This is a genomic window from Curtobacterium sp. MCPF17_018 (assembly GCF_003234135.1).
GTDB lineage: Bacteria > Actinomycetota > Actinomycetes > Actinomycetales > Microbacteriaceae > Curtobacterium > Curtobacterium flaccumfaciens.
In genome coordinates this window covers 371,420-383,353 of record NZ_QKSJ01000002.1, presented here as the reverse complement: position 1 = coordinate 383,353, position 11,934 = coordinate 371,420, and the positions used below count along the sequence as shown (strand labels likewise).

Genomic DNA, 11,934 nt, shown 5'->3' with positions numbered 1-11,934 from the left:
CATGGTCAGGACACGGGCGTGGTGCAAGGGCGACACGGTCGAGCGGGACTTCCCCGTCGACCGGATCTCCGACCTCGTCGCCGACCCGGACACCTTCGTCTGGATCGACTACACCGACCCGACGCCGGCCGACCTCGAGCAGATCGAGGAGGAGCTCGGCATCCACGCGCTCGCGGTCGAGGACGCCGTCGAGCACGGACAGCGCCCGAAGCTCGACCGGTACCGGGACAGTCTGTTCCTGGTCGTCTACGACGTGGGCGGCACGGACGACGAGGGTGACCTGATCACGCACGAGGTCAAGGCCTTCGTCACCGAACGGGCCCTCGTCACGATCCACGGGTCCGACGTCGACACCACCCCGATGGAACACCGACTCACGGCGAACTCCGACATCGCCGAACACGGCGTGCCGTGGCTCGTCTGGGCGCTGCTCGACGCCGTCGTCGATCGGGCCACCGACACCGTCGAGGACCTGGAGCGGCAGATCGACGCGCTCGAGGACGACCTGTTCGAGCCGGGCGACCCCCGTGAGCAGCAGATCCAGCGGCGGTCCTTCCGGCTCCGCAAGACGCTCGGGGTGCTCCGGCGACTGGTCGTCCCGACGCGGGACAGCGTCGCCTCGTTGCTGCACGGTGACGCGGAGACGATCTCGAACGGCATCCGGCCGTACTTCCGCGACGTCGAGGACCACCTGGTCTCGATCGCCGACTCCGTCGAACAGCTCCGCGACGCCGTGTCGAGCGTGCTCGACACGACCCTGAACCTGGCGTCGAACCGCCAGAACACCGTCATGAAGAAGGTCACGAGCTGGGCGGCGATCATCGCGATCCCGACGGGGGTGACGAGCTTCTTCGGGCAGAACGTCGAGTTCCCGGGCGAGGGTGCCTGGAGCGGGCTCTGGGCATCGCTCGCGATCATCACCGCGTCGTCGCTCGTGCTCTACCGCGTCTTCAAGACCCGCGACTGGCTCTGACCGCGCGCACGGCTCCGGCACCCGAACGGTCCGAGGCCCCGCCGACGTCAGAGCGCGAGCGCCAGGACCCCGGCGACGACGGTGAGCGGCGCGACGACGCACCCGAGCGCCATGTACCGGCCCCACGACAGGTGCACGCCCTCCGCCGACAGCCGTGCGTGCCACAGGAGCGTCGCGAGCGAGGCCCACGGCGTGATGAGACAGCCGGCGTTCACGCCGATGAGCAGCGCCGCGTACCGCACGGCCTCGTGCCCGGCGGCCGGTTCGAGCACCAGGTACGCCGGCAGGTTGTCGATGCCGTTCGCCGCGACCGCGCCCGCACCGCCGAGCAGCAGCAGCGGGCCGGTCCCGGTGCCGCTCTGCAGCGCGTGCACGATCGGGTCGGTGATGCCCGTCGTGTGCAGCGCCTCGACCACCACGAAGAGCCCGGCGGCGAACAGCAGCGTGGACCACGGCACGCGGGACACCCGGAGTTCGGACGGGGACCGGAACGCCGCGACCACGACGAGCACCACGGCGGCCAGGACCGCAGCGATCCACACGGTCACCCCGGCCGTCAGGGCGACGACCAGCGCGACGAGCACTCCGGAGGCCGCCCAGAAGAACACGGGGTCGCTCGGCGTACGGACGGACACCGGCGAGTAGCGACCGAACAGCTTGCTCCGGAACACCACGAGCAGGACGACGCACGGCACGACCACCCCGGCGACCGCGGGCCAGGCCATCAGCCCGGCGAACGGCAGCGGGCCGCCGAGCCCCATCCGGTCGACGGCGAGCAGGTTCGTCAGGTTCGACACCGGCAGCAGCAGCGAGGCCGTGTTCGCGAGCCAGACCGTGGTCAGGGCGAACGGCATCGGGGGCAGTCCCACACGCCGTGCGAGCGAGATGACGATGGGGGTGAGGAGCACCGCGGTCGTGTCGATCGACAGGAAGACGGTGCAGAGCACGGCGAGCACGACGACCGCACCCCAGAGACCGATGGTGCGCCCGCCACCGACCCGGGCGGCGACGTCGGCGAGGCGGTCGAACACCCCGGCGTCCGCGGCCAGCTCGGCGACGATGGTCAGCCCGAGCACGAACCCGAGGACCGGCAGGACCCGGTCGGCGAGCACGGCGAGGTCGTCGAGGGGCAGCAGCCCGAACACGACGCAGACCGCGCCGACCACGAGCAGGGCCGCTCCGATGACCGCTTGACGCACGAACACTCCTCCGGCAGACACCGCGCCAGGGTGACCGGCGGCGCTCCAATGTACGGGCCGGTAGCGTTGTCAGCACGACGACAGGAGGCCTCTGTGCGCAAGTTCATGTTCAACGGTGCGGTGTGGAGTTCGCTCATCAGCGGCTACAGCGTGCTGCAGACCACCCGCCAGGGACCGCGTGACTGGCGGCTCGCGCTGACCTGGGTCGCGTGGCTCGCCACGACGATCGTGGCGATCGGCACGGTCGTCGAGGACGACCGCGCGGTCAAGGCGCGCCAGTAGGTCGAGACGCAGGCGGTCGTCGACGCGACCGGCCTGACGAACGGGAGGCACGGTGCCAGCTGGCACCGTGCCTCCCGTTCGTCGTCCTGGCCGGGCAGGGCACGCCGCTCCCGTCACCGGGTCAGCGCTCGGACTCCGGGATGCCGGAGGTCTGGATCGGTCCGGTGAAGAGCGCACCGCGCTCGTCGTCGCCGAACAGCTGCGAGTCCCCCTCTGACGGGCGTCCGCGTCGGCGCGGTGCCGTCGCGCTCTGCTCGGTGAGCTGCACCCGCTGGACCGGCAGGGCGTCCGGGTGGGTGCGCTGGAGCCACTCGACCATCTCCTCGCGGACGTAGCAGCGGAGGTCGAACAGCCCGCCGGCGTCGGGTGCCGTCACGAGGATGCGGACCCGGACCAGTCCCCCGACGGCGTCCGTGACCTGGAGCACCTTGACCCGGCGGTCCCAGATCGTCGAGGTGTCGAGGATCCGGTCGAGCTCCGCCCGCATGTCGGCCGGGCTCACCCGCCAGTCGAGGTCGAACTCGACGGCGCCGAGCAGTTCGCTGCCGGTCCGCGTCCAGTTCTCGAACGGCGTGCTCGTGAAGTACGTGGACGGCAGCACGAACCGACGGTCGTCCCACAGGTGCACGACGACGTAGGTCAGGGTGATCTCCTCGATCCGGCCCCACTGCTGCTCGACAACGACGACGTCGTCCACCCGGATCGACCCGGAGAAGGCCAGCTGCATGCCGGCGAACACGTTGCCGAGCGTGGACTGCGCGGCGAGGCCCGCGACCACGGAGATGAGGCCGGCGCTGGCGAGGACGCTCGCGCCCGCCGCCTCGACCCCGTCGAAGGTCAGCAGGATCGCGCCGACCGCGATGATGACGAGCAGGGCGACGGTGAGCCGCCGGATGATGAGCACCTGGGTGCGGATGCGACGCGCCTGCCGGTTGTCGGGCACGTCGATGCGGAAGCGGTGCAGCCCGAGGTCCTCGAGGAAGATCGCGACCTGGCACGCGAGCCAGCATCCGGTCGCGATCGTGACGATGAGGAAGGCGTGCACCACCTCGTCGCGCCACGGGTAGGCGTCGGCGTTCCCCGGGATGCTCGACGTGAAGGCGATCCAGAGCAGGACCACCAGCAGCACGGTGCGGAAGGGGTGCCTCGTCCGGCGCGAGAGCACGCCGGCCCAGCGTTCCCGGCGTGCGATCGCCCGGAGGACCAGGTGCAGGACGAGGGCGACGACGGCGGTGACGAGCAGGGCGAACCCGATCGCGACGAGGAGTCGGAGGAGGATGTCCATCCCTCCATGCAAGCAACGGACGACGGTCGTCGTTCAGGATCGGGCCGCCGTCGGCTGTGCGGACGTTCAGCAGCTGCGGTTCGATCGAACCGGGGTTTGCGTGACGGCCCGGTCCGGTGCGCATGTAGGTTGTCGCGCATGACAGCGCAGAACGACACGGGTGGCAGCCGAGCGCCGGCGAACGACTTCTCGCACGAGCAGGAGGGCTACCAGCACGGTCTGAAGCCCCGGCAACTGCAGATGATCGCGATCGGCGGCGCGATCGGTACCGGCCTCTTCCTCGGTGCCGGTGGACGCCTGCACACCGCGGGCCCCGCGCTCGCGCTGACCTACCTGGTCGCCGGGATCTTCGCCTTCTTCATCCTGCGGGCCCTGGGCGAACTGGTGCTGCACCGCCCGTCCTCGGGGTCGTTCATCTCGTACGCCCGCGAGTTCTACGGCGAGAAGTTCGCGTACGCCGCGGGCTGGATGTACTTCCTGAACTGGGCGATGACCTCGATCGTCGACACCACCGCCGTCGCGATCTACCTGCAGTACTGGTCGGCCTTCACCGCCGCACCGCAGTGGCTGCTGGCGCTGATCGCCCTGGTCGTCGTCCTCGCAGCGAACATGGTCGCCGTGAAGGTGTTCGGTGAGCTCGAGTTCTGGTTCGCCCTGATCAAGGTCGCCGCGCTCGTGGCGTTCCTCGTCGTCGCGATCATCTGGCTCGTCTTCGCGTTCCCGGTCGAGGCCGGCGGCGAGGCCGTGCGCACCGGGTTCACGATCTGGGGCGACAACGGCGGGCTGTTCCCGAACGGGCTGCTCCCCGCGGTCATCGTGATCCAGGGTGTCGTGTTCGCGTACGCGGCCATCGAGCTCGTCGGCACCGCCTCGGGCGAGACGCAGAACACCGAGAAGGTCATCCCCCGCGCGATCAACTCCGTCGTCTTCCGCATCGCGGTCTTCTACGTCGGCTCGATCATCCTGCTCTCCCTGCTGCTGCCGTACACGGCCTACAAGGAGGGCGAGAGCCCGTTCGTGACGTTCTTCTCGTCGCTCGGCAACCCGCAGGTCGGGTCGATCGTCGGCGGCATCATGAACTTCGTCGTGCTCACCGCGGCCCTGTCGTCCCTGAACGCCGGCCTGTACTCCACCGGACGAGCCCTCCACTCGATGGGCATGAACGGTTCGGCGCCCAAGTGGACCACGAAGATGTCGAAGGGCGGCGTGCCCTACGCCGGCATCCTGCTCACCGCGGCGTTCACCGTCGCGGGCGTCGTGCTGAACTACTTCGTGCCGAGCCAGGCGTTCGAGATCGCCCTGAACATCGCCAGCCTCGGCATCATCACGGCGTGGGGCACGATCATCCTGTGCCAGATGCGGCTGCGTCAGTGGGCCAAGCAGGGGCTCGCGAAGGAACCCTCGTTCAAGCTCCCCGGGGCGCCGGTCACCGCCTGGCTCACCCTGGCGTTCCTCGCCTCGGTCATCGTGCTGATGGCGATCGACTACCCCGTCGGCACGTACACGATCGCGTCGCTCGTCATCGTGATCCCGCTGCTCATCGTCGGGTGGTTCCTGCAGCGTGACCGCATCCTGCGCATCGCCGCCCTGCGCGAGGGCGTCACGGGGCCCTACCCGATCGGTGTCCGCGACCCCGCCGCCTCGGTGCGACGCGACGGCGACGGGAGCTGACGCTCCGCTTGTCCCCGGAACGCAAGGCCCTCAGCGCCGAACACGAGCGGTCCGGCACCGTCGCTACCATCAGCGGGTGCCGGACCGTTCTGCTTCTCCCACCCTCGACCTGCAGCTCAGCTGGCGAGGTGCCTACGGACGCCTCCGGGTGTTCGCGGATCGTCTCGAGGCCGAGACCGACTACCAGCGCGAGACGCGCACGGCGGTGCCGATGGACGCGGTGCAGGGGTGGCGCCTCGGACCGTGCGACGAGGACGCCGTCTGCGTCGAGTTCCTCGCCGGGCCGGACACCTACCGGGTGCTGCTCGACACCCCGGACGAGCAGCTCGCTGCGCTGGCGATCCGGAAGGTGCTCGGCCCGCCGCTGGAGTCCTGAGGACGCCGGTGCCGGGCCCACGGGGACCCGGGTCAGTCGTCGGTGTCGACGCGGTCGGTGACGACGTCACCGGAGCCGGCATCGATGCGCACGCTGTGCTTGGTGCCGGACGAGTCGAGCACGTCGCCCTCCCAGACGACCGTGCCGACGTGGTCGTCGAGTCCGAGTTCGGTCACGGTCCCCGCGTGCAGGTCCTGGAATGCGTCGACGGCCTGCTTGACGCTCAGGTCGGCGGCTGCGACGAAGCGCTCGTGCTCGGCCTTGTCGTCCGCGTCGGCGGCCTCGGTCTGCGGGGTGCCGGCGACCGAGGTGCCGTCGGCGTTCGTGTGCACCTCGTGCTCGGTGCCGTCCTTCGTCACGACCAGGACCTCGTAGGCGGAGGCGCCCTGTTCCTGCTCGACCGAGATGACGGTGCCCGAGCCGACCTCGCCGCGCGCGGTGGCGACCGCTGCGAGCAGGGCCTTGTTCGAGCCGGCGGACGCCGCGCCGGACGCACCGGCCGAAGACGAAGCGGAGCCCGACGAGTCCGTCGCCGACGAGCCGGCCGAGCCGGTGTCGTCGTCCGAGTCGTCGCTGGCGCAACCGGTGAGTGCGAGCGCCGCGACGATCGGCAGGGCGGCGAACGCGGCGATGCGGCGGGCGGAGGGCTTCTGGTGCTGGGTACGGAGGTTCATGTGGACGAGCATCGCGTCGGGGTGCTGAAGCAGCCCTGAAGCCGCCTGTTCAGCCGCCGAGTGCGATGCGGACGACGAAGCGCGCGCCGCCGAGCGGGGACGTGACCACGGTCGTGTCGCCGCCGTGAGCCCGCACGGCGTCGCGGACGATGGCGAGGCCGAGCCCCGCGCCGCCGGCGTCCCGGCTGCGGGCCTCGTCGAGACGGACGAACCGCTCGAAGACGCGCTCGCGCTCGTCCTCGGGGACGCCGGTGCCGTCGTCGTCGACCGTGAGCACCGCGGACCCGTCGTGTTCGGTGAGCGACACCGTGACGCGTGTGCTCGCGTGCCGGACGGCGTTGTCGACGAGGTTCCGGACCACCCCCGCCAGCACGCGCTCGTCGCCGAGGACCCGCGCTGCGGAGATCGCCGAACCGTCCACCCGGACCGCCGGGGCGTCGCCGTCCCGCGCGGGCGCGACACCGGTCGTCGACCGTGCCCGCGCCACCGCGTCCAACGCCAGGTCGTCGAGGTCGACGGGGCGCCGCGTGCGGATCCCGCCCTCGTCGAGGCGGGAGAGCTCGAGCAGCCCGGTGACCAGGTCCTGCAGGCGCACCGCCTCGGACCGGATGACGTCGGCGAGGTCGGCCACCTCGGTCCGCTCCGGGTGCGCGACGGCGACCTCGGCGTGCTGCCGGATCGACGCGATCGGCGACCGGAGTTCGTGGGAGGCGTCGGACACGAACCGCCGCTGGCTCTCGGCGGACCGTTCGAGGCGGTCGAGCATGGCGTTCATGGTGCTCGCGAGCCGGGCGACCTCGTCGCCGGTGTCCGGCACCTCGACCCGGGCGTCCGGACGGGCCGTCCGGATCGTCTCGACCTCGGTGCGCATCCGCTCCACGGGCCGCAGCGAGCGTCCGGTGACGGCCCAGGTGACCGCGACCAGCAGGAGCACCAGTACGGGCACCCCGACGGCGAGGAGCACGACGGCGGTGCGGACCGCGGTGTCGGCCTGGTCGAGCGTGGCACCGTAGACGAGCGTCGCCTCGCCGCCGCCGGGCAGGTCCACGTCGTCCGCCACGAGCAGCCAGCGTTCGCCGTCGTGGGTCCACCGGGACTCGTCGGCGGTGGGCAGGGCAGCGCCGTCGGCGTCCTCGCCTTGCGCCAGGACCGCCCCGCCGTCGCCGATCACCTGCACCAGGACGTCCTCGTAGCCGGTCACCGCGGCCGCACCGTCCGCCTCGACCCGGGAGGACACCTGCTCGAGACCGGCCTCGGCCGAGGTGCGCACGCCGTCGAGCAGCACGAGCCGCAGCACGACGACGAACGCGACGGCACCGATGACCAGGGTCGCGAGGACGACGACCCCGGCGCCGAGGGTGGTGCGGGCCCGGACCGACCGAGGGCGCCGTGGCCTTCCTCGTGCGGCCCCGCTCGCACGGGGGTTCGGCCGCTCAGCCACCGTCCGCCGCCAAGCGGTACCCGGCGCCGCGGACCGTCTCTATCGCGGCACGCCCGAACGGCCGGTCGAGCTTCCGGCGGAGGTGTCCGACGTACACCTCGACGATGTTCGGGTCGCCCTCGAAGTCGACGTCCCAGACGTTCTCGATGACGTCGCGCTTCGACCGGACCTGTCCCGGGTGCCGTGCGAGGTACTCGAGCACGGCGAACTCGCGGCTGGTCAGCTCGACGGGGGTCTCGCCGCGCGCCACGGTGCGCGCCGCGGGGTCGACCACCAGGTCGCCGAGGGTCAGCACGGTGGGGCGCTCGCGGGCACCCCGTCGGACGAGCGCCCGCAGCCGTGCCACGAGCACCGGGTGCGAGAACGGCTTGGTGACGTAGTCGTCGGCCCCCGCGTCGAGCGCCTCGACCTGGTCCCACTCGCCGTCCTTGGCGGTCAGCATGAGCACGGGGGTCCAGTCGCCGTCGGAGCGGAGCTGCGCGCACACGGCCCAGCCGCTCAGGCCGGGCATCATCAGGTCGAGCACGATCGCGTCGTAGCGGAACTCACGCGCGTGCCACAGACCGTCCACGCCGTCGTGCGCGACGTCGACCGCCCATCCCTCGGCCTCGAGGCCGCGGCGCACGCCGTCGGCGAGCCGGACCTCGTCGTCGACCACCAGCACCCGCATGGGGTCGATCCTGCCGTGCCCCGCTGAAGCAGGGCTGAAGCGGCCCGCGAGCGCGGCTCGCGACGGTGACCGGGGGCGGACGGGAGGCCCGTGGCGGCGGCGCCACGGGCCTCCCGTCCGGTGGCGGTCCGGACCAGAGCCGCGCCGCCTCGGCCGGCTCAGACCAGCAGCAGGATCCCTGCGATCACGGACGCGACGGCGATCGCGAGCGCGACGAGCAGGAGCACGAGGTGCACCGTGTAGAACGTCGTCGGCTTGCCTGCGGCGTCGCGGGCACGCGAGTCCTTCGCGACGCGCTGGAAGAAGCGCGGCCAGGTGACGACGTTGAAGACGGCGCCGATGAACAGGACGACTGCGGCGAAGACGAGCACGGGACGATCCTAGTGAACGCCGGGGGCGACGATGCTGGTACGGGGTTGCCGGGCGGGTGGTGCTCGGCCGCCCCCAACGCGGCCGAGTCCCGACCCGGCAGGCCACAGGATCTGTAGCACCTGCTACAGACTGTACACGGCCTGTTCGGCAGCGTCGAGGGACTACGCGGTCTCGAGGGCGGCCTCGGCGTCGGCGAGGGCGACACGCTCGGCGTCGGTCAGCGACGCCCGTGCACCCCGCACGCCGTCGTTGATCTCGACGATGCGGCGACTGAGCCGGGTCGCGGGGTCGTCGGTCGGCGGGTAGGCGTTGTCCACACCGATCCGGTCGTGCAGCGGCGCCAGGCGGCGCAGCGCATCGTCCACGAGGCGGGCCCGGCGTCGGCGGGAGATCCGGTGCCCGACGACGAGCAGGAGCATGCCGGACGCCACGCACAGCACGGCTCCCGGCGTGGTGACGTCGTAGGGCAGCGAGAGCGCGTGCGTGACGTCCAGGTCACCGGCGACGTGCGCGACGTCCATCACGACGACCACGACCATGCGGACGACCCCGAGGACCCCACCGAGGACCAGGACCCACAGCCCCACCAGGTCGGTGGTCGTCCGGGCTTCGCGCAGCCGGAGCACGCAGATGAACCCCGTCGCGCCGAGGGCCACCCCGAGGTAGACGGTCTGCGCGATCGAGTAGACGGTGGCCGCCGGGTGCGAGCCGGCGTCGAGCATGAAGGTCGTCGTGGTCGCGGGCTTGTCGAGCACGGTGAACGCGACGACGACCACCACGACGACCACGGCGAAGGACACCACGACCGCGTTCCGGAGCCAGGGCCGCGCCGCGCCGACCGCCTTCGCCACGCCCCACAGCAGCGTGCTCGTGCCGGCCACCATGAGGCAGTCGCTGATGACGGTCACGACGTTGTACCCGCCGAGCAGCGGGTCGAGCCACCGGTACAGCGGGTCGACGTTCGTCACGATGGTGGCGGCGAAGAGCAGGAACGTGAACGCCAGCGTGCGGTCCTGCCCGCGTTGCAGGACCAACAGCACGATCGTCCCGACGATGAGCAGCACCGCCTGGACGACGGCGATGATCACCCGAAGACCCCTCGGAAGGCGCTCGGGCGGCCGCGGTGCTGGCGGATCACGGTGGCCAGGCGGTCGGCGAAGACCTCGGCCTCGTGCTCGTACGTGTTCGAGAACATGCCGCGGGCCAGCGCACGCTCGACCTTGTACTCGGGCAGGTCGGGGATGACATCGCGGATGTACGCGCTCTGCGGGGCGTGCTCCTGGTGCCGGTGCAGCACGTGCCCGAGCTCGTGGCCGATGACGAACGACCGGAACGTCGGCGAGGCTGTCGGTGAGATCATCACGAGGTGCGCGTGCTCGAGCGTGGCCACGAAGCCGCAGACGGGCTCGGCGGCCAGGAACGACTCCTCGCGCACCACGATCGGCTTGCCGACGACGTCGGCGGCGGCGGCGACGGCCTGGTCGACGTCCGACCACCCCTCGGCGGCGCCACGAGCCCAGAACGCCTCGACGAGGGCGTCGGTCATGCGACGCTCCCCCGCTGCGATTCCTCCTCGAGCACCTCGGCGATGCGCCGCAGCGCGTCGGGTGAGAGTTCACCGGGGAAGGTCCGGGCCGCGAAGCCGCTCACGCGGGCGGAGCGCAGGGAGCGGACGAGGGCGAGCTGGGCCCCGATCCGTTCCGGTACCTCGCTGTCCTCGAGCAGGAAGCGTTCGTCGACCTCGAAGTACCCGGCCAGCAGGCGCAGGAGCTCGGTGTCGCGGTTGCGGCGGCCGTCGCCCGAGAGCATGTAGGTCCACTTCGCCCGCGACAGCGACCCGCCGTGTGCCGCGACGTACTCCTCGATCGAGGAGAACGGCACCGGGGCGCCACGCTGCGACTCCTCGAAGTCGAGGAGCAGGTTGAGGCGGCGCGCGAGCTCGGCGGCGTCGAGCGCCCCGCCCTTCAGATCACCCGTGTCCATGTCGGACTCCTCCCCAGCCGTGTCCGCGCGAGGTGTGGGTCCGGCGCGTGGACGCCATGCTAGCGCGGGCGCCCGACACCCGCGCCGCTACCCTCGTGGGCATGCCCCGCCGCTTCCCCGCCACCGTCGCGGCACCGGTCGAGCACGAGATCGTCATCACGAAGTCGCGGTTCATCACCACCGTGGCACCGGTCTCCGGCGTCGAGGACGCCGACCGCGTGATCACCGAGGTCCGGCGGCGGTACTGGGATGCCCGGCACAACTGCACGGCGATGGTCACCGGCGTGCTCGGCGACCAGGCCCGATCCTCGGACGACGGCGAGCCCTCCGGCACCGCGGGCGTCCCCATGCTCGAGGTCCTGCGACGCCGCGACCTGACCGACGTCGTCGCGGTCGTCACGCGGTACTTCGGCGGGGTGAAGCTCGGTGCGGGCGGACTGGTCCGGGCCTACTCGACCTCGGTGTCCGAGGCGCTCGACACGGCGGTCCTCGTCCGCCGCGAGGCCCTGACGCAGGTGCGCTTCGACGTCGACCACGCCGACGCCGGACGGCTCGACAACGTGCTGCGCGACTGGGTCCGGCACCACCACGCGACGCTCGGTCCGACCGAGTACGGGCAGTCGGCGACCTTCGAGGTGTGGGTCCCCCACGAGGCGCTCGGAGCCCTGACCGCCGACCTCGCCGCCGCGTCGGCCGGTTCGCTCGAACCCGTCGTCGGCGAGGAGCGGATCGTCGACGTCCCCGTGGACTGAATTCCGCGTGGACTGACGTCCGCGCGGACCGACGTCTCCGTGGACCGGATTCCCCGGTTCGACGCACCCCGGGCGTGTCTCGACGTCGACGCGTCCACACCCCCGGAACGCACGAACGCCCCGACTCGATGAGCCGGGGCGTTCGTCCTACGGTGCACCCCCTCGGACTTGAACCGAGAACCCACTGATTAAGAGTCAGTTGCTCTGCCAATTGAGCTAGAGGTGCATGTTCCGGCTTCCGTGCCGCAACGGGAAT

14 protein-coding genes and 1 tRNA gene are annotated in these 11,934 nt (G+C 71.5%); 5 read left to right on the top strand and 10 right to left on the bottom strand.

All coding sequences use genetic code 11. The features are described from left to right. Position 1 precedes the first annotated feature (1 nt). Complete coding sequence (locus DEJ27_RS04400; protein ID WP_110861137.1) at positions 2–973, top strand: magnesium transporter CorA family protein; 972 nt, start codon at positions 2–4, stop codon at positions 971–973. Positions 974–1,020: 47 nt separating this feature from the next. On the opposite strand, the gene DEJ27_RS04395 is transcribed toward DEJ27_RS04400, so the two are convergent. Continuing rightward, positions 1,021–2,172 (bottom strand): SLC13 family permease, encoded by a 1,152-nt coding sequence (locus DEJ27_RS04395; RefSeq protein WP_111090409.1) that lies wholly within the window; start codon positions 2,170–2,172, stop codon positions 1,021–1,023. 93 nt (positions 2,173–2,265) lie between these two features. Between DEJ27_RS04395 and DEJ27_RS04390 the strand changes: the two genes are divergently transcribed. Next, positions 2,266–2,454, top strand: a complete 189-nt coding sequence (locus DEJ27_RS04390) for a hypothetical protein (RefSeq protein WP_027466522.1) — start codon at positions 2,266–2,268, stop codon at positions 2,452–2,454. Positions 2,455–2,575: 121 nt separating this feature from the next. On the opposite strand, the gene DEJ27_RS04385 is transcribed toward DEJ27_RS04390, so the two are convergent. Beyond that, on the bottom strand, positions 2,576–3,739 hold the full coding sequence (locus tag DEJ27_RS04385; RefSeq protein WP_111090392.1) for a mechanosensitive ion channel family protein: 1,164 nt from the start codon (positions 3,737–3,739) through the stop codon (positions 2,576–2,578). A gap of 138 nt (positions 3,740–3,877) precedes the next feature. On the opposite strand from DEJ27_RS04385, the gene DEJ27_RS04380 reads away from it, so the two are divergent. Both DEJ27_RS04380 and DEJ27_RS04375 read left to right on the top strand, forming a co-directional pair. Then, positions 3,878–5,410 carry an amino acid permease gene (locus DEJ27_RS04380; protein ID WP_110861142.1) on the top strand — a complete coding sequence of 511 codons (1,533 nt, stop codon included), beginning with the start codon at positions 3,878–3,880 and terminating at the stop codon, positions 5,408–5,410. Between the two features lie 76 nt (positions 5,411–5,486). Further along, on the top strand, positions 5,487–5,786 hold the full coding sequence (locus DEJ27_RS04375) for a hypothetical protein (protein ID WP_146238557.1): 300 nt from the start codon (positions 5,487–5,489) through the stop codon (positions 5,784–5,786). 32 nt (positions 5,787–5,818) lie between these two features. On the opposite strand, the gene DEJ27_RS04370 is transcribed toward DEJ27_RS04375, so the two are convergent. From DEJ27_RS04370 to DEJ27_RS04340, 7 genes are all read right to left on the bottom strand, one after another. Then, positions 5,819–6,460: a PepSY domain-containing protein gene (locus tag DEJ27_RS04370; protein ID WP_146248999.1), complete on the bottom strand. Its 642-nt coding sequence runs from the start codon at positions 6,458–6,460 to the stop codon at positions 5,819–5,821. Between the two features lie 49 nt (positions 6,461–6,509). Continuing rightward, positions 6,510–7,901 (bottom strand): cell wall metabolism sensor histidine kinase WalK, encoded by a 1,392-nt coding sequence (locus tag DEJ27_RS04365; RefSeq protein ID WP_111090391.1) that lies wholly within the window; start codon positions 7,899–7,901, stop codon positions 6,510–6,512. Next, positions 7,894–8,571, bottom strand: a complete 678-nt coding sequence (locus tag DEJ27_RS04360) for a response regulator transcription factor (protein WP_110861150.1) — start codon at positions 8,569–8,571, stop codon at positions 7,894–7,896. The genes DEJ27_RS04365 and DEJ27_RS04360 overlap by 8 nt, the downstream gene beginning before the upstream one ends. Positions 8,572–8,729: 158 nt before the next feature. Further along, entirely contained in the window at positions 8,730–8,942 is a 213-nt protein-coding gene (locus DEJ27_RS04355; protein WP_110861152.1) for an SCO4848 family membrane protein, read from the bottom strand. 162 nt (positions 8,943–9,104) lie between these two features. After that, positions 9,105–10,031, bottom strand: coding sequence for a hypothetical protein (locus tag DEJ27_RS04350; protein WP_110861154.1), 927 nt, complete (start codon positions 10,029–10,031; stop codon positions 9,105–9,107). Further along, positions 10,028–10,489, bottom strand: a complete 462-nt coding sequence (locus tag DEJ27_RS04345) for an ImmA/IrrE family metallo-endopeptidase (protein WP_027466515.1) — start codon at positions 10,487–10,489, stop codon at positions 10,028–10,030. Before DEJ27_RS04345 ends, DEJ27_RS04350 begins: the two co-directional genes overlap by 4 nt. Continuing rightward, positions 10,486–10,926, bottom strand: a complete 441-nt coding sequence (locus DEJ27_RS04340) for a hypothetical protein (RefSeq protein WP_051596928.1) — start codon at positions 10,924–10,926, stop codon at positions 10,486–10,488. The genes DEJ27_RS04345 and DEJ27_RS04340 overlap by 4 nt, the downstream gene beginning before the upstream one ends. A gap of 101 nt (positions 10,927–11,027) precedes the next feature. On the opposite strand from DEJ27_RS04340, the gene DEJ27_RS04335 reads away from it, so the two are divergent. Continuing rightward, positions 11,028–11,678 (top strand): YigZ family protein, encoded by a 651-nt coding sequence (locus tag DEJ27_RS04335; protein WP_375231875.1) that lies wholly within the window; start codon positions 11,028–11,030, stop codon positions 11,676–11,678. Between the two features lie 153 nt (positions 11,679–11,831). On the opposite strand, the gene DEJ27_RS04330 is transcribed toward DEJ27_RS04335, so the two are convergent. Continuing rightward, a tRNA-Lys gene (locus DEJ27_RS04330) sits at positions 11,832–11,904 on the bottom strand. Positions 11,905–11,934: the final 30 nt, after the last annotated feature.